Origin of the sequence: Novosphingobium sp. THN1, from assembly GCF_003454795.1 — a bacterium.
Classification (GTDB): Bacteria; Pseudomonadota; Alphaproteobacteria; order Sphingomonadales; family Sphingomonadaceae; genus Novosphingobium.
This window is the reverse complement of the sequence record NZ_CP028347.1, coordinates 2,623,962-2,638,194: the sequence shown is the minus strand read 5'-3', so window position 1 is coordinate 2,638,194 and position 14,233 is coordinate 2,623,962. Positions and strand designations below refer to the sequence as shown.

The 14,233-nt window shown below is 62.1% G+C and carries 23 protein-coding genes; 14 read left to right on the top strand and 9 right to left on the bottom strand.

Going from position 1 to position 14,233, the window contains the following annotated elements:
• The 8 genes from C7W88_RS13040 to C7W88_RS13010 form a co-directional block, all read right to left on the bottom strand.
• Positions 1-660 carry a hypothetical protein gene (locus tag C7W88_RS13040; protein WP_162896049.1) on the bottom strand — a complete coding sequence of 220 codons (660 nt, stop codon included), beginning with the start codon at positions 658-660 and terminating at the stop codon, positions 1-3.
• Positions 657-1,352, bottom strand: a complete 696-nt coding sequence (locus C7W88_RS13035; RefSeq protein ID WP_118073862.1) for a hypothetical protein — start codon at positions 1,350-1,352, stop codon at positions 657-659. Before C7W88_RS13035 ends, C7W88_RS13040 begins: the two co-directional genes overlap by 4 nt.
• Positions 1,349-2,113, bottom strand: coding sequence for a lambda exonuclease family protein (locus tag C7W88_RS13030; protein ID WP_118073861.1), 765 nt, complete (start codon positions 2,111-2,113; stop codon positions 1,349-1,351). Before C7W88_RS13030 ends, C7W88_RS13035 begins: the two co-directional genes overlap by 4 nt.
• 2 nt (positions 2,114-2,115) lie before the next feature.
• Positions 2,116-3,258 carry a hypothetical protein gene (locus C7W88_RS13025; RefSeq protein ID WP_118073860.1) on the bottom strand — a complete coding sequence of 381 codons (1,143 nt, stop codon included), beginning with the start codon at positions 3,256-3,258 and terminating at the stop codon, positions 2,116-2,118.
• Positions 3,259-3,497: 239 nt separating this feature from the next.
• Positions 3,498-3,665 (bottom strand): hypothetical protein, encoded by a 168-nt coding sequence (locus C7W88_RS22735; protein WP_162896048.1) that lies wholly within the window; start codon positions 3,663-3,665, stop codon positions 3,498-3,500.
• On the bottom strand, positions 3,665-4,057 hold the full coding sequence (locus C7W88_RS13020; RefSeq protein WP_118073859.1) for a hypothetical protein: 393 nt from the start codon (positions 4,055-4,057) through the stop codon (positions 3,665-3,667). Before C7W88_RS13020 ends, C7W88_RS22735 begins: the two co-directional genes overlap by 1 nt.
• Before the next feature lie 589 nt (positions 4,058-4,646).
• The gene (locus tag C7W88_RS13015; protein WP_118073858.1) at positions 4,647-5,120 is read right to left on the bottom strand and encodes a hypothetical protein; all 474 of its coding nucleotides are present in this window, start codon (positions 5,118-5,120) and stop codon (positions 4,647-4,649) included.
• A gap of 45 nt (positions 5,121-5,165) precedes the next feature.
• On the bottom strand, positions 5,166-5,756 hold the full coding sequence (locus C7W88_RS13010) for a S24 family peptidase (RefSeq protein WP_162896047.1): 591 nt from the start codon (positions 5,754-5,756) through the stop codon (positions 5,166-5,168).
• Between the two features lie 93 nt (positions 5,757-5,849).
• On the opposite strand from C7W88_RS13010, the gene C7W88_RS13005 reads away from it, so the two are divergent.
• Positions 5,850-6,041 carry a Cro/CI family transcriptional regulator gene (locus C7W88_RS13005; protein ID WP_118073856.1) on the top strand — a complete coding sequence of 64 codons (192 nt, stop codon included), beginning with the start codon at positions 5,850-5,852 and terminating at the stop codon, positions 6,039-6,041.
• Positions 6,042-6,116: 75 nt separating this feature from the next.
• On the opposite strand, the gene C7W88_RS13000 is transcribed toward C7W88_RS13005, so the two are convergent.
• The gene (locus C7W88_RS13000) at positions 6,117-6,365 is read right to left on the bottom strand and encodes a hypothetical protein (protein WP_118073855.1); all 249 of its coding nucleotides are present in this window, start codon (positions 6,363-6,365) and stop codon (positions 6,117-6,119) included.
• A 92-nt stretch (positions 6,366-6,457) separates the two neighbouring features.
• Between C7W88_RS13000 and C7W88_RS22730 the strand changes: the two genes are divergently transcribed.
• The 13 genes from C7W88_RS22730 (at position 6,458) to C7W88_RS12950 (ending at position 14,233) form a co-directional block, all read left to right on the top strand.
• Positions 6,458-6,616, top strand: a complete 159-nt coding sequence (locus tag C7W88_RS22730) for a hypothetical protein (protein WP_162896046.1) — start codon at positions 6,458-6,460, stop codon at positions 6,614-6,616.
• A gap of 3 nt (positions 6,617-6,619) precedes the next feature.
• Positions 6,620-7,087 carry a hypothetical protein gene (locus C7W88_RS12995; protein WP_118073854.1) on the top strand — a complete coding sequence of 156 codons (468 nt, stop codon included), beginning with the start codon at positions 6,620-6,622 and terminating at the stop codon, positions 7,085-7,087.
• Complete coding sequence (locus C7W88_RS12990; protein WP_162896045.1) at positions 7,084-7,848, top strand: hypothetical protein; 765 nt, start codon at positions 7,084-7,086, stop codon at positions 7,846-7,848. Before C7W88_RS12995 ends, C7W88_RS12990 begins: the two co-directional genes overlap by 4 nt.
• Positions 7,849-8,062: 214 nt before the next feature.
• Positions 8,063-8,221: a hypothetical protein gene (locus C7W88_RS22725; protein ID WP_162896044.1), complete on the top strand. Its 159-nt coding sequence runs from the start codon at positions 8,063-8,065 to the stop codon at positions 8,219-8,221.
• Entirely contained in the window at positions 8,218-8,355 is a 138-nt protein-coding gene (locus C7W88_RS22720; protein WP_162896043.1) for a hypothetical protein, read from the top strand. Before C7W88_RS22725 ends, C7W88_RS22720 begins: the two co-directional genes overlap by 4 nt.
• Before the next feature lie 4 nt (positions 8,356-8,359).
• Positions 8,360-9,736, top strand: a complete 1,377-nt coding sequence (locus C7W88_RS12980) for a DEAD/DEAH box helicase (protein WP_118073851.1) — start codon at positions 8,360-8,362, stop codon at positions 9,734-9,736.
• Positions 9,733-10,848: an ATP-dependent RecD-like DNA helicase gene (locus tag C7W88_RS12975; RefSeq protein WP_118073850.1), complete on the top strand. Its 1,116-nt coding sequence runs from the start codon at positions 9,733-9,735 to the stop codon at positions 10,846-10,848. The genes C7W88_RS12980 and C7W88_RS12975 overlap by 4 nt, the downstream gene beginning before the upstream one ends.
• The gene (locus C7W88_RS12970; protein WP_118073849.1) at positions 10,845-11,168 is read left to right on the top strand and encodes a hypothetical protein; all 324 of its coding nucleotides are present in this window, start codon (positions 10,845-10,847) and stop codon (positions 11,166-11,168) included. Before C7W88_RS12975 ends, C7W88_RS12970 begins: the two co-directional genes overlap by 4 nt.
• 25 nt (positions 11,169-11,193) lie before the next feature.
• Positions 11,194-11,895 carry a hypothetical protein gene (locus C7W88_RS12965; protein WP_118073848.1) on the top strand — a complete coding sequence of 234 codons (702 nt, stop codon included), beginning with the start codon at positions 11,194-11,196 and terminating at the stop codon, positions 11,893-11,895.
• Positions 11,892-13,094, top strand: a complete 1,203-nt coding sequence (locus C7W88_RS12960) for a virulence-associated E family protein (RefSeq protein ID WP_118073847.1) — start codon at positions 11,892-11,894, stop codon at positions 13,092-13,094. Before C7W88_RS12965 ends, C7W88_RS12960 begins: the two co-directional genes overlap by 4 nt.
• Complete coding sequence (locus tag C7W88_RS22715; protein ID WP_162896042.1) at positions 13,081-13,407, top strand: hypothetical protein; 327 nt, start codon at positions 13,081-13,083, stop codon at positions 13,405-13,407. Before C7W88_RS12960 ends, C7W88_RS22715 begins: the two co-directional genes overlap by 14 nt.
• Complete coding sequence (locus C7W88_RS12955; RefSeq protein WP_118073846.1) at positions 13,404-13,655, top strand: hypothetical protein; 252 nt, start codon at positions 13,404-13,406, stop codon at positions 13,653-13,655. The genes C7W88_RS22715 and C7W88_RS12955 overlap by 4 nt, the downstream gene beginning before the upstream one ends.
• Entirely contained in the window at positions 13,640-14,233 is a 594-nt protein-coding gene (locus C7W88_RS12950) for a hypothetical protein (protein WP_118073845.1), read from the top strand. The genes C7W88_RS12955 and C7W88_RS12950 overlap by 16 nt, the downstream gene beginning before the upstream one ends.

Sequence of the window (14,233 nt, the reverse complement as noted above, 5' to 3'; positions counted from 1 at the left end):
TCAGAAGCCCCCTTCCATGTCGGTGAACCCCTCGCCCATGTCGGCATCGGCGCGGCCTTCATGCGGATGGAACACGGCCAAGCGCTCAGAGACGGCATCGTCGGCCTTGGAGCGCAGATCGGCGGGAAGCTTGTCGAGCCACTTGATCTGGCTGGCGACGTAGCTGTTGAGCGCATCGGCATCCGGCGCTTCAGCAACCTTGGCGATGAACTTGTCGGTCCAGTCTGCCATCGCGTTGTTCGCGGGCATCTGCCGCACCTCGGCAACCAGCGGATTGATCTCGATCCCCGCTTTCTTGCCCTTGGTCTTCATGACCACCACGACCATCTTCTTGTCGATGTGGCTCATGTGGCTGATGCGGATGCCGCCGACGTTGAGGCCGCCGAACGTGACGGCATCGTCGCGGTACAGCGTCATCGACCGACCGACGTAATCGGCGGCGTTGCGGCCCCAGACACCAAGCAGGACGCGGCGCATGGTCTTGCAGGGCTTGAACGGCTTGTTGTTGTCGCCCTCGTAGAAGATCGAAACCGGCTGATCGCCGTCGTTACCGGTCACCTTGCGAACGGTGATGGTGCGCGGGGCACCGATCAGGTCGTCGGCATTGAGCTGGTCGCTCTTGGCCTCGACGAACCGGGACATGTCGATTGCTTCACTCACAGTCCTGCTCCTTTCTGGCGGCGCGTGATCTCGCGCTGCGCATTCCACTTGAGGTCTTCTTCCATCGTCGGCTGACGCAGCATCCATCCGAGGAAACCGGCTTCGACTTCTGACCAGGGCACGCCGCGGAACTTGCCCAGCGGGCATGTCGGCAGAAGGCGCGGTTCCTTTGTCCACTGCACCATGTCCCTGCCCGTCGCTCCCGCATCGAAGAGCGCGAGAAGGATGTGAGCGGTGACGTAGGCGTCGGGCCCGGCGCGATGAGCGGGCTGCGTCAGGGCATGATCCGGTGCGATCTTGCCCGCATCTTCGAGCCAGTACCGGAGTGCGCCGTTTGAATGGCTTGGCGCATCGGGCCAGACGCGCAGCGCTGCCTTGTAAGTGCAGATCACCGGCACCGGGCTGTCAAAGAACTTGGTCTCGAATTCGGCGTTGTGAGCAGCGATCGCACCAAGACCTTCGCTGAACATGTCAGCAGGATCGAACGGCGGACGATCAGCGCATTCGCTGAGGCTGATGTGATGCACTGCGCGGACGTCCGGCGGCATTGCATCGACACCGCAGAGCCACGAGCGCGGCAGCAGAACCTTGCGTGTTGTCAGGTCCAGATCGCAGATGCCGACTTCGCACACCTTGCCGGCGGGCGGTTCCGTGCCCGACGTTTCGAAGTCGATGACGCGGATCATCGTCATATGATGATCTCTTCGATTTCACGCCGCTCAGTCGGAATGAGCTTCGGCATGCGGGCCAGCGTCGCGTGGTATTCGCGGATCACGTCGGCAACGCGGGCCTCGAAGGCGGTTGCAGCGGCGACAATCGCGGCCTGCAGTTCATGGTCGGGATAGACCCGCTTCACGTAAACGGGCTGCCCACCGCAGTAGGAAATGAAGTCGATCCACTCCCGCTCGCTGACCAGCAAAGCCGTCTGCAGCTGCAGCACGTACTCTTCCGGAACCTCGTCGTTCGCGATCGTCTGCACCTGGTACTTGCCGGCGCGCGACTTGCATTCGATCAGGCCATCATCGCCGACCAAGCCGTCGGGGCTGTAACCAATCGTAAAGCCCCACTTGTCGTTCGTGATGAAGCCGGTCTCGACAACCTCGGTGTAGTGCTCCGAGTAGGCAGCACGAGCGTAGATCTCATCTTCCTGTCCGCGGAGCATCGCGTCCGAGACGTACTGCGGTTCGACGAAGCCGGTGATGCGCTGGAACGCCAGTTCGAAGGCGTGTGTGCGGATCTTGTCGTTGTTCGCGACCTTGCCGGTGGGCGTGATGATCAGCTTCATTTCCGAAGCCGTCAGCAGACCACAGCGGGCCTGCAGCCACTCGTCGGAGCCTTGAAGGAGTTCGCCGTGGTAGGTCGGGCCGGTTGTCGGCTGTGCAGGTGCTTCGGCGAAGTCTTCCAGTTCTACAGCGGTTTCACGATAGTCGAGATCGAAGGGGTTGTCGGTCATGATCAGAACCTCAGGCTAACGTTGGGCACCTCACCGGCGCGGATCAGCAGAACGATCTTCTTGGCGGTTTCCTCGTCGACACCGCAGGTCATGATCGCCTCTTTCGCCTCGCGCATGACGGCGCTGCGATGCGCCTGGTCGGCTTCGCGGGCGGCCTGTTCATCGGCGAGGCGCTTGGCTTTGGCCTGACGTTCGGCTTCCTCTGCGGCGATGCGGTCGCGCTCGGCCTGTGCGGCCCGTTCTGCTTCCTCGGCGCGGCGACGTTCGGCGGCCAGCTGCTCAGCGTGTTCACGGTCGCGCTTGGCCTGCTCTTCACGGGCGGTGCGTTCTGCGGCCTTGGCGGCTTCCTGCTTGGCGTGCTCAATGCGCTCGGCCTCTGCCTTCTCAGCAGCGATGCGGCGTTCTTCAGCAGCGCGCTCGTCGGCGAGGCGCTTCTCCTCGGCGGCCTTTGCTTCGGCCGCCCGACGCTCCTCAGCCTCACGCGCCTCCCGCTCGACCCGATCACGCTCCTCGCGCTCGGCAGCCTCTGCGCGCAGTCGCTCAAGCTCAGCCTTGTCGGCCTCTTCCTTGGTCAGCCGAGCCAGCGCAGACTTGAGCGCCGACACCGCCATGTCCTTGGCAGCGGTGGCTTCGGCCAGCATGTCGCCGAACCGGTCGGCATCGAGCGCGGTATTCCAGACCTGACCACCACGGGCACGGACGGTCGCGGCGGTGTCCTCGATCGTGACGACAGCAGCGGCCTTGATGCCATCGATGATGCCGCGGCATTCCTCGACGCGCTTTTCCTCGGCAGCTTCCCACTCGTCCACCGGGCGGCGAACCTCATTCGCCAGTGCCGTCAACCTCTCCTTGACCGCGCGACGCTCGGCATCGACGGCGTTGATGCGCGCCCTCGCCTCTTCGTTGAGCTGCTTGCCGGCGTCATCGATCGCAGTCTTCGTGCGCGTGATCTTGTAGGCCAGCGACTTGATCGCCTTGCGGCCCTTCTCCGTGCTGGTGTCGGGCTCGAACGCGTCGACTTCGCGCTGGATATGCTCGTAGAAGCTCTCGCGCTGGGCCTTGTCGGTGAGCACGACGACAGGCGTCTGCTCAACGACCGTGGCGATGTGCGAAGGCGCGGCTTCAATCTTGGTGACGGCGTTCACGCCGCGTCCTTTCCGTTGCGAGGGTTTTGGGTTCGCCGTGCGCGTAGAAGGGCCCAAAAACGGGCGTCTTCCTTTGACATCGGCAGAAGCGGTAGATTGCCGGCCATGGGACGGCCGTTCGGGATGATGCGGAACGCAGTCATGGCAGGGCGACCCAGAATGCGGAGAACACGGCTGCAAAAGCCGCCATGACGCCAAAGCATGCGATCAGATCGCGGCGGGGGCTGTATTGCGCCATCTCAGCACCCCCTCACCCGCTGGCCGCAGACGCCACAGCGTTGCGGCTCGACGCCGTAGATCGCGTCGAAGTGCGGCTTCATGCGGATGCGCCAGGCGCGGGCGTAGGCAAGGCGTTCGGCGCGGGTTTCGCGGTCGAGGCGCGGACCGGTGATTGCGGGACGAGCCATCACGCAGCCTCCCGCACCGGACGCCCCGCGCATTCAGCCTGCCAAGCCTTGTTCATGCGATGCACAGCATCGTTGTCGCTGCGGCCGAAGTAGCCCCATGCCGCGGCGTAGCCGTCGGGATCGCCGAAACGGGCACTCAGTGCCTCTTCGACGCTGCCAGTCTTTTCGTACGCATCGAGCCAAGCACCACGGTCAGGCGTATCGGCGAAAGTGGTGCCGGTCAGTTCGGCGACATATGCCTCACGCAGGGCCTGCAGCCGCTCACCAACGGCGCTGTCCGTCCCCCAGGCAAAATAGGCCGGGCCGATCGGCGGGGTGCGGCGCACGATGCGCAGCGAAGCGGGATTGATGCTGCTGAGGACTGCTTGCGCTTGAGGGGTGGTGTTCCACATCTCGAATCTCCTTCAGCCGGGGTGGGCTGTTGGAGACTTAATTACGATAATCGTAATATCACGTCAATACGGTTTTCGTAATTTAATTGATGTGGTAACACATGCCTTGGCTGGGCACGAAAAGCCCCGCCCGAACGAGCGAGGTTCTGATGAGTGAAGTTGGCAACGAAAAGCTGCAGCGCCCTGGCGGATGGATTCCACCGGGAGAAGGCCACATCACTCCCCTTGGCGATATGCTTTCAGTGCATCGGCGCGCCGCAGGGCATCCTGTGAAACCGAAAGACCTGAAACCAAGAACGAGGTTCAGTGAGCGCCTTTGTTTGTGGCTGCTGGCCCGCAGTATTCCGGCGCTGCGTCAGCTATCGCGGTCAGGCGATCTAGCAGGTATCGCAGTGTTCCCGGTGGTAGCTGTACCGCAAAAGGAACAGACAGCAATGGGCCGTTCGGCTCCAGCTGGAGTAGCAATCGGAGCTCCCCTGACGGTCCTAATGCGGCCTCAACGGCAAGCCCGGAGTTCCATATCTGAACGTCGCTGATATCCATCACGGATCATCCCGCTGGCAGTGCAGGCAGACTGTGGCTCCGCAGCTCATAGCGGATCCTGCAGGGCATCTGGGGTCGCCCAGTATGGGTCCTTCTCACGGCGCTTGCCGTGATAACTCAACTCACAGTCGTGCGCCGTGACCACGCCGTATTGCGCTGTTGCGCCGAGACAGAGCAATTCGACGGTTTCGCCAAACCGTATTGAGGCAGCCGCGTCGCGAGTCTGCAACTCAGCCTTAAGCGACCGGTTGCCCTGCGCCTTGACCTCTACGGTGGGCATTCTCCCGTCCTCTGTCCCCACCGAATAGCCCACAAGAGAGATTGAGGCGCGCGACCATTCATTATTTCCTGCCACTTCGTTGTCGGCAAACGAAATAAGGAGATCGTCGACGGTTACTCGCCGGAGATCCGAAGCATCGAAAGCATCTCCCTGTTGGTCCAATATCTCATCAGCCGGACTAAGCGGTGTTGGGTTGGAAGTTGCGGCAGCCCAGAGCGCACCGCCGATTACCAGGGTCACCGCCGTGCCTAGAAATACCCTCTCAACTCTTTCAGGCACGGGCGGTCACAGACCAGCGTCGCTTGTGAAGGATACGACGCGGCCGATCACGATGATGTCGTGCTCGCCGATCTGGATCACGTTGTGGGCCGGGTTGTCTGACACCGGCTCAAAGCGTGCCGGTTCATTGCAGAAGCGCTTAATCGTCGTCTCCCCGTTGCCGTTCTGGATCAAATAGACGCGGTTGTGCCGCAAGTCGCGTTGGTCGGGGTCGATCACAGCATAGGATCGCTCGGGCAGGATCTGGTTCATGCTGTCGCCATCCACCTGGACGGCAAAAGCTTTGTTGCAGTTCGGGGTTCGGATCTGAGGGACGAGGAAAGCTGGCACCTCTATAGCTTCGCGCCAACTGCCCGCCGCTGCAATACCAATTACGGGAACCCAAACTATATTCGTGTCGGCTTCTGGCTCAACACTCCCCATCCCAAAGAACTCGGCGAGGATTGGCATTTCATTTTGCTGAATGCGCCGCTCACCCTTTTTGATCTCGGCTATGCGCGAGGCGGGCTGACCGAGTAGCCGCGCAATTGCTGCGGCAGCGCCGCGCTTTGCCAAGCGCTTCCGCAGTTCTGCCAGAATTTCATCATGCGTGACCATGGGCACACCATGCGAAAATCGTAACGCTCCGTATATAACGGACATCGTAATTACCCGCTTGCCTGTAGGTTACGAATATCGTAACAATGAGCCATGCAGAACGCAGCCGACATCATCGAAGCGCTTGGCGGCACGGTTGCTGTCGCCCGCGCACTGAAGCTCACACCTTCGACCGTGTCCAGTTGGAAGGGGGCGAAAATCCCGAGCTGGCGCATCGACGCGATCGAGAGGTTGGCCAAGAAGCAGGGCGTCGATCTCAGCGCACTGCCGAAGCGGGCCGCCTGACCAATGGCGCAGATTACCCTCCCCATCCTGATCAAGGTGCCTTCTGTGGATGACGCCTTGCGGTCGTTCCGTGATCTAGCGGCGCTTCTTGCCGATGCCCCTGACGATGTCGTTGAGTGCGTTCGCAGCAAACCGGCGCGCCTGATCCTTAGCTGCCTCGTAGCTGGCGACGACGCTGGCGATTTGATCCTCGGTGAGCCGATCGGTCGAGCCGCAGCTGGGGCAGGTGAACTCAAGGGTTTCGAGTTCCACCCCAGCGATGGGTACATTGAACTTTTCGCCGCAGTCGCAGCGCACCGGAAGCAGTACGTCTTCTTTCGCCATGGCTGGCCCCTTCTTTCAGTCGATGCCGATACACCGTCGACTTTGACCGAAGCCGGTGGGGTGCGCAACCTCACCGGCGGAGGGCTGGCCGCATGATCGTCGCACTTCAATCCGCCTCTCTGGCCGCCGCAGTCATCATCTGGCTTTGCTTCGCGTTGCCACACCTCGCGACCAAGGGCTGGCAAGACGACAAGGGCTTTCACTACGGCGAGCCTGATGATCTCGGTTTCGTTCATACCGGAGACATCTAACCCATGCCTCCGAAGCAAAAATATCTCTTTGATATTCCTACACATGGCAAAATTGCCGAGGCTGCGCGCTCGATCATTCTGGCAGTGAAACGCGATCACGTCGTCACCAACGCCCAGATCGGCGCGCTGTTCGGAACCAGTGCGGATACCGTGCAGCGCCTCGAGGACATGGAGACAAAGAAGGTCCCCGCCTCCTTCATCACTGCCATCGGCGCCGCGTTCGGCGAGCAGTACATCCAGCCTTACATGGCGCTGTTCGGCTGCCGCGCCGTTCCCCAGCACTGCGAAGAAGTGATCAACGCGGTGCCGGCCGTCACGGCTTTTGCTGCCAAGCTGGCTGCAGCCTCGATCAATGGCGGCGCCAGAATCAACCACCAGGCGCTGGCGGACATCATGCCGTCGCTGCGGGACGTCGACGCGATCGTGTCGAGCCTGCGTGCAATGGCTTCAGACATGGGGATTGCGGCGTGAAAGCTCCCCGCCTCTGCCACAAGTGCGACAAGCCGGTCTCGTCGCAGTCCAAGACCGGTTATTGCCGCTCCTGCTTTGCGCGGATGAACGGTTCCGACCGCTATTCGCATGCCAAGAGCACCGCCACCATCAAGCGCCGGCTGCTGAGCGATCCTGAATTTGCTCAGGCCCATCGCGAGAGAGCCAAGCGCAACGCCAACACTCCCGCGGCCCTCGCCTACAAGCGTACCGTCTGCGCCGATCGCATGCGCGACCCCGAGGTTCGAAAGAAGGCACTGGCTCGGGCTCGGGCAACGCGCCGCAGCCATGTCCCCGCCCACCTCTGGGAGGATTACTGGAAGCTGTGCCGTCGCGGCTTCAAGAAGGCTGAAGCGCTTGAAATCGTTCTCGGCCAGTTTCGGCGGGATGATCCGCAAGCCGCTGCCGAGTGGGATGCCAAGCAACGCGTTGTCACGGAATTGCCCACCCGCTTCAGTGGCTGGCGCAAGACTATTGCAGATGTTGCTGAAGCCTTCGGGCTGACGTTCGCAGACGTGGCAACGGGCGGTAATCGCTTCAACCCGCGCCCCGATGCGCGCGCCGTCTGCGCCATGCTGTTTCTCGACAAGGGTTGGTCAACCACGATGGTCGCGGGGCGCATTGGCCTGACGGATCACACCACGGTCGTCCACTACCGCAAGACCTGGGCGAAGCGCTGCAAGAAGCGACCCTTTGTCGGCGAAGTCTATGCGCGGTTCTGTGCTGAAAGGCTGGCCGCGTGATGGGCGCCCTCCGCCAAGCCGACTGGGTCGCGAAGGACCGCGTTGCCGCTGCCGTTCAAGGCCCCTGCGGCGAAGTGCTGCGGACCATCGCACTGCAGCCGGTGCGTGGCTGGCATCTCGGGCCGCGCATCGAGCCGGTGCCGGTTCCACAGATGACGTGCTGCGCTGCCTGCGGACAGCCCCGCCCTACCCCTTTTGATGGAGGACAGACGCAATGAGCAAGCCTGCTCTGACGACCAAGTCGCGTCTCGCCGAACTGGTCGCGCTCGATATCACCATAGCGGACGCGGCTGAGCGTATCGGGATCACCAAGGGCCGAGCCTACGCGATCTGGGCCGAGATCAAGCGGGAACTGGGCCCGCAAGCCGCATGAGCCCTGATCAACGCCGCGCCGCGCAATGGGCGGCCAAGCTCCTCGACGGCTTCTTCGCGCTGACCGGCACCGAGCCGAAGCCGGAGAGCCGCGGGCATTTCGAGACATTGCGGGCCATGGCCCGAGGGAAGTGATCCGATGATCCATCTCCGCCCCTATCAGCAAGCCCTGATCGACGGTGGCCGCAACGCCTACCGCCAAGGTTGCCGCTCTGTCCTGTTCAACCTGCCCACTGGTGGCGGCAAGACGGTGACGGCATCGACGATCGTGCACGGCGCTGCGCAAAAGCAGAACGTCGTCTGGTGGCTTTGCCATCGCCGCGAATTGGTGGCGCAGGCGAGCCAGACCTTCCACGCGCTCGGCATTCCCCATGGCACGGTGCAATCTGGGTATGTCTCGAACCCCGGCGCGCTGGTGCAGGTCGGCTCGATCCAGACCGTTGCGAGGCGGATCCACGAACTGCCTGAGCCGGCACTGATCGTGTTCGACGAATGCCACCACATCGGTGCCGCGTCATGGGACGAGATCTTTCACCGCTTCCCCCGCGCCAGAGTGCTGGGCCTGACTGCAACGCCTTGGCGTCTCGATGGCCAAGGTCTGGGCCGCTGGTTCCAGACCATGATCGAGGGCCCGACGGTGGCAGACCTGATCGAGAATGGCAGTCTTTGCCGCTACCGACTGTTTGCCCCCGCCACGCCAGACCTCTCTGACGTCGGTGTCGCCGCTGGCGACTTCAAGCGCGGCGCCCTGGCCAAGGCGATGGACAAGCCGCAAATCGTTGGTGACGCGATCGGGCACTATTCCAAGCTCTGCCCAGGCAAGCGCGCCGTCGTCTTCGCTGCGGGCGTCGAGAACTCCAAGCACATCGTGGCCCAGTTCCTCGCTGCTGGGATCACCGCCGAGCATGTCGATGGTTCGATGCATGCCGACGAACGCGACGCCGCTGTTGAGCGATTCCGCCGTGGCCAGACGTTGATCCTGTCCAACGCCGATCTCTTCGGTGAAGGTTTCGACGTTCCCGCGATCGAGGCCGCGATCCTGCTGCGTCCGACCAAGTCGCTGAGCCTGCATCTGCAGCAGGTCGGGCGCGCGCTACGCCCCTGTGAAGGCAAGTCCGAAGCCATCATTCTCGACCATGCCGGCAACTCGTTACTGCACGGCCTGCCCGACGACGTGCGCGAATGGAGCCTTGAGGACCGGGAAAAGAAGAAGCGCGCGGCACCGTCCGAAGTGCCGATAAAGCAGTGCGAGGAATGTTTCTTCGTGTTCCGGCCTGCGCCGAAGTGCCCGCAGTGTGGTCACGCGCCCGAGGTCAAGGCGCGCGAGATCGAGGTGGTCGAGGGAACGCTGGCTGAGGTGCAGCGTGACTACGCCAAGCGCGAGGCACGTCGTGAGGTCGGCAAGGCCCAGACACTAGAGGACTTCCTCAAGATCGCGGCCGAGCGTGGCTACAAGCCAGGTTGGGCGCACCAGATGATGCGGGTCCGTTCGCAGCAGGGGAAGCGCGCGGCATGAGCTGGTCGCCTCAGCAGGAGCGCGCCATTGCCGACGTGCAGGCTTGGCTCAAGGATCCACGCGGCAAGCAGGTGTTTCGCCTGTTCGGCTATGCTGGCACTGGCAAGACCACGCTGGCCAAGGAACTGGCCGCGACCGTGAAGGGCGTGGTGCTTTATGCCACGTTTACCGGCAAGGCTGCGTTGGTTCTGCGTAAGAAGGGCTGCGAGGGTGCATCGACCATCCATTCGCTGATCTACAAGGTCGACGTGAATGAGCGCACCGGCGAGGCGACGTTCAGCCTCAACCCTGAAAGCGATCTGACCGACGCCAAGCTCCTGATCGTCGACGAGGTTTCGATGGTCGGCGAGGAACTGGCAAAGGACCTGCTTACCTTCGGAAAGCGAATCCTCGTGCTTGGCGATCCGGCCCAGCTCCCGCCGGTCAAGGATGAAGGCTTCTTCATCAACTGCGCGCCGGACGTGATGCTGACCGAAGTGCATCGCCAGGCACAGGACAACCCAATCATCCGGATGAGCATGGAGATCCGCGAGGGAAACCGCCTGCAGGCCGGAGCCTACGGCGAGAGCATTGTCACCTCGCGCGCCGACATTGGACACGAGCGCCTGCGTGAACTCGTGCTTGGCGCAGACCAACTCCTTTGCGGCCTCAACCGCACGCGCATCGCCTACAATCGCCGCATTCGCGCATTGAAGGGCCTGCACGGCAAGGCTGAGGAATGGCATCCCACGACGGGCGACCGGCTGATCTGCCTCAAGAACAAGCGCGACAAGCAAATCTTCAACGGCGGCATGTGGATGGCCGAGAGCGTTGGCGACAAATTCGGCTGCCTGTCGATCGAAGCGTCTTCGCTGGACGAAGATCGCGATCCACTGACGCTTGAAGTGGCAGAAGAGTTCTTCGTCGGCGCCGAGCATAAGATCGAATGGCGCGAGCGTCGAAAGTACGACGAATTCACTTTCGGGTGGGCGATCACCTGCCACAAGAGCCAAGGTTCGCAGTGGGATGACGTGATTATCTTCGACGAAAGCGGCGCGTTCCGCGAAGCGCGTTCCAACTGGCTCTACACAGCCGTGACCCGCGCTGCCGAGAAAGTGACGGTGATCCAATGAGCGCCCGCCACACCGACCTCATCCACGAAATCCGCCTGTTCATATCAGAAATCGGCGGCTTCTCCGTGCCCGTCGACACCCCCGGCCTGCTCTATACCCGCGATGGCCGACCGGCAAAGTTCGGGACCAAGGGTGCTCTCGACATCGCCGCGACGATCAAGGGCCGCGCGGTATGGATCGACGCCAAGACCGGCAAGGACCGCCTGAAGCCCGAACAGGTCAAGTTCGCAAATGCCGTCAATCGCGCCGGGGGCGTCGCCTTTGCGGCCTACTCGACCGAGGACGTCGCCAACCGTCTCAAGGTGGAGGGCCTGCTCTGATGGCGACCAGTCCCTATGACCCGAGGTGATCGACACCGCCAGCCTCATCGCTGCTTTCGCCGAGAGCCCTGTGAATGAGCTTGGCGCCGATGGCTGGAACTATCTGGCTGCCTACTGGCGCGACATCGCGCGAGAGACGCCGGCGAAGATGTGGTGGAGCCTGCCGTTCGATCACGTCGCAATCGCGCGCGCTCTCCGGATCGATCGAAGCCAAGTCGGCGCAACCTATGCGTTGGCCCCGTTCCGCTATCTCAGGAAGGGCGACCGACACCTCATCCTTGCCGCTTATCCTTGCCCCCACATCTTCGCTCCGATCGACTATGACTGGCTTGGCATCGAGACCGTGATCGCCTGGGAGCCGACGACAGGCAAGGTCGAAGTCCTGACCGACAACCGCCCGCAACTCTTCGGCCGACTGACCGACGAGGACAACACCATCTTCGCAGACCCGCGCGCGTTCTTCACGGCATGGATGCGCGCACGCGCTTGGTATGCCTCCGCGCGTCAGCAGGCTGTTTACACGAAGTGGACCGCGGTGCCGCCTGAACTCGATGTGCTGCCGGGCGCGCTGATCATCGGCGACCCTGACGCGATCCATTGGCCTACACCGACGATGCCCCGTCATCTCCAATGCGTCGGCATTGATCCGAAGCGCGTCAACCGTGCAATCCTGAAATCTGCCAGCCTGCCCATGTGCATTGGCTTTGACACTGCGAGGGCAGCATGATGGCCGCTGAACCGATCGACCTGCAGGCATGGAAAGGACGGCTGCAGTCGTCAAAGCAAGGGTACAAGAAGAGCATCACGAACCTGATGATCTTCCTCAAGAACGTGCGTGAACTTGGCAACACCATCAGGTGGAATGAACTGGCCGAGCGTGTCGAATGGAACGGCCGTCCTCTCGATGATGCCGACCTGATCGACATCCGCCTCATCCTTGAAGCGCATCAGTACGAGCCAACCGTCAGCGACGTCTATCCTGCCGTGATCCGTCATGCGCGCGAGAACTCGTACCATCCTGTTCGGGACTATCTGCGCGGCCTGAAGTGGGACGGGACCAAGCGCCTGGACTACTGGATGCAGCTTTGCCTTGGCGCCGATGACACCCCTTTCGTTCGCGCCGTCGGACGCAAGACACTCATCGCTGCCGTTGCCCGCGCCTTCAAGCCGGGATGCAAGGTCGATACCGTTCTCGTCATCGAGGGCGACCAAGGCCTGAAGAAGACCAGTGCGATCGAGACGCTGTTTTCCGAGATGTGGACCGCGGCGTCGGTCAACCTGTTCGACCAGCACAACAAGATGGTCATGCAGATGATGGGCGCATGGGTCGTCGAGTTGGCCGAGTTCATCGCCATCGCCAAGAAGGATCAGAATATCGTCAAGGGCCTACTGTCGATGCGCGTCGACCGCGTCGTTCTTCCCTACGCCAAGATTGCCAGCGACCACCCCCGCCAGTGCATTTTCTTCGGCACCATCAATCCCGGAGAGGGCGGCTACCTTACCGACGAAACCGGCAACCGCCGGTACTGGCCGGTCTCCATCACCAAGACGGACCTGGCGCTGATCGCCGATCGCCGCGACCAGATCTGGGCCGAAGCCTATCGCGCCTTCCTCGCCGATGAACAATGGTGGCTGACTCCCGAAGAGGAATCGCTGGCCAAGTCGCAGGTCGAGAAGCGCCAGAAGACCGATATCTGGGCTGAAATCCTGAATGAGAAGCTGAAGGGTCGGGACAGCTGCTCCCTTGCAGCAGCGCTCAAGGAAATCGGCGTGCCGGCCGAGCGCATGGACGACAAGGCTCAGGACAGGTGCGCCGCAGCCCTTCGCACACTTGGTTTCAAAAGTGTTCCGCGAAAAGAGCGAAATCCGGTCACCGGCGAGCGTGAGAGCGTTCGTATCTATCGGAGAACAAATGAAAACTCCTGACTACAGCCCTGACTACAAGCCTGACTACAGGGTGACTACAATCCTGCGCGATGCTGCGCGCCCTGTAGTCAGGCTGTTCATTTCTGCGCGCCATTTCCTGAACGGTGCGGCAGGTGACTACGGTAGTCAGATGGCCTGCTGTAGTCACCATGTAGTCACCCGCAAAGCCGCAGAAAACCGCCATTTTTCCGGCCTGACTACATTGACTACTCTTCAATTCATAAAAAGAAAAAACGGAAAAAAGAGTGGCCTGTATAAGGATACGCGCGCGAGGCGTAGTCATGTAGGCAGTCTTGGGGCTGTAGTCGCATGATCGACGAAGCCCTCTGGCACGACCCCGACCAGCCCTACACCGGCCCTGTCGACGCGGACCTGTCCGCCCACCCCGATCCGTTCGGTGCTGCAGCTGCCATCTTCGCCTTCACCACCGAAGCGCAGACCTGCAACCGCGCCGCCATGCGCCAGCGCTGGCCTGAATACCGCGGCAAGGTTCCGCCTGATCTTGCCAAAACTATCATCGACGACATCGAAGCAAGGGGGGCAACATGCTCGAAGCCATGACCATGCCGCGCAAGGCAATCCACGTCCGCAACCTGGTCGAAGCCCTGCCCCTGTTCTCGTGGGCGATGGCGTCACGTCGCGGCGGACGTCCCCGTTCCGGCACCCAGCCTCAGAAGCATTGCCGGACCTGCGGCACCCAGATCAGCCGCTACAGCCGTGGCCAGTGCCGGAGCTGTGGCTATATCGGGCTGAAGCGGAATTGCCCCGACGACTTCCTGTCCGTGCTGCATCGCCTCGGTTCTCAGGGCGCGGCGAAGCACTTCAATGCCAGCTTGAGCACAGTCACCCGCTGGCGTCGCGAAGCCGGGATGGCCCTGCATGAACGGGCGCGCCGTGCCAAATCTGGCGGTCTCCCGAAGCAGCGCGGCGTCCTCTGTTCCGGGCTGCTACAGCGTGATGTCAGTCTCCCCGGCCAAGCCGCGGACTTCCTCCGTCAATTCGGGGCGGTCCATCGCTGTGATGCGACCGGTAAGCCCAATGCCAAGGGCCAGTTCTGGCGCCGCAACTTCTCGGTCCTCAGCGATGAGGAAATCATGTCCCGGGCCGCAAGGCTGGGCTGGAAGGCGATGGAGTTCTGA

Excerpts from the sequence above, each read along its gene's own strand:
- C7W88_RS13030 (WP_118073861.1), bottom strand. The coding sequence starts at position 2,113 with ATGACCGACAACCCCTTCGATCTCGACTATCGTGAAACCGCTGTAGAA.
- C7W88_RS12955 (WP_118073846.1), top strand. The coding sequence starts at position 13,404 with ATGATCGACGAAGCCCTCTGGCACGACCCCGACCAGCCCTACACCGGC.
- C7W88_RS12995 (WP_118073854.1), top strand. The coding sequence starts at position 6,620 with ATGCCTCCGAAGCAAAAATATCTCTTTGATATTCCTACACATGGCAAA.
- C7W88_RS13005 (WP_118073856.1), top strand. The coding sequence starts at position 5,850 with ATGCAGAACGCAGCCGACATCATCGAAGCGCTTGGCGGCACGGTTGCT.
- C7W88_RS12950 (WP_118073845.1), top strand. The coding sequence starts at position 13,640 with ATGCTCGAAGCCATGACCATGCCGCGCAAGGCAATCCACGTCCGCAAC.
- C7W88_RS22720 (WP_162896043.1), top strand. The coding sequence starts at position 8,218 with ATGAGCCCTGATCAACGCCGCGCCGCGCAATGGGCGGCCAAGCTCCTC.
- C7W88_RS22730 (WP_162896046.1), top strand. The coding sequence starts at position 6,458 with ATGATCGTCGCACTTCAATCCGCCTCTCTGGCCGCCGCAGTCATCATC.
- C7W88_RS22725 (WP_162896044.1), top strand. The coding sequence starts at position 8,063 with ATGAGCAAGCCTGCTCTGACGACCAAGTCGCGTCTCGCCGAACTGGTC.
- C7W88_RS12980 (WP_118073851.1), top strand. The coding sequence starts at position 8,360 with ATGATCCATCTCCGCCCCTATCAGCAAGCCCTGATCGACGGTGGCCGC.
- C7W88_RS12975 (WP_118073850.1), top strand. The coding sequence starts at position 9,733 with ATGAGCTGGTCGCCTCAGCAGGAGCGCGCCATTGCCGACGTGCAGGCT.
- C7W88_RS12960 (WP_118073847.1), top strand. The coding sequence starts at position 11,892 with ATGATGGCCGCTGAACCGATCGACCTGCAGGCATGGAAAGGACGGCTG.
- C7W88_RS22715 (WP_162896042.1), top strand. The coding sequence starts at position 13,081 with ATGAAAACTCCTGACTACAGCCCTGACTACAAGCCTGACTACAGGGTG.
- C7W88_RS13000 (WP_118073855.1), bottom strand. The coding sequence starts at position 6,365 with ATGGCGAAAGAAGACGTACTGCTTCCGGTGCGCTGCGACTGCGGCGAA.
- C7W88_RS13035 (WP_118073862.1), bottom strand. The coding sequence starts at position 1,352 with ATGACGATGATCCGCGTCATCGACTTCGAAACGTCGGGCACGGAACCG.
- C7W88_RS13020 (WP_118073859.1), bottom strand. The coding sequence starts at position 4,057 with ATGTGGAACACCACCCCTCAAGCGCAAGCAGTCCTCAGCAGCATCAAT.
- C7W88_RS12970 (WP_118073849.1), top strand. The coding sequence starts at position 10,845 with ATGAGCGCCCGCCACACCGACCTCATCCACGAAATCCGCCTGTTCATA.
- C7W88_RS22735 (WP_162896048.1), bottom strand. The coding sequence starts at position 3,665 with ATGGCTCGTCCCGCAATCACCGGTCCGCGCCTCGACCGCGAAACCCGC.
- C7W88_RS13010 (WP_162896047.1), bottom strand. The coding sequence starts at position 5,756 with ATGGTCACGCATGATGAAATTCTGGCAGAACTGCGGAAGCGCTTGGCA.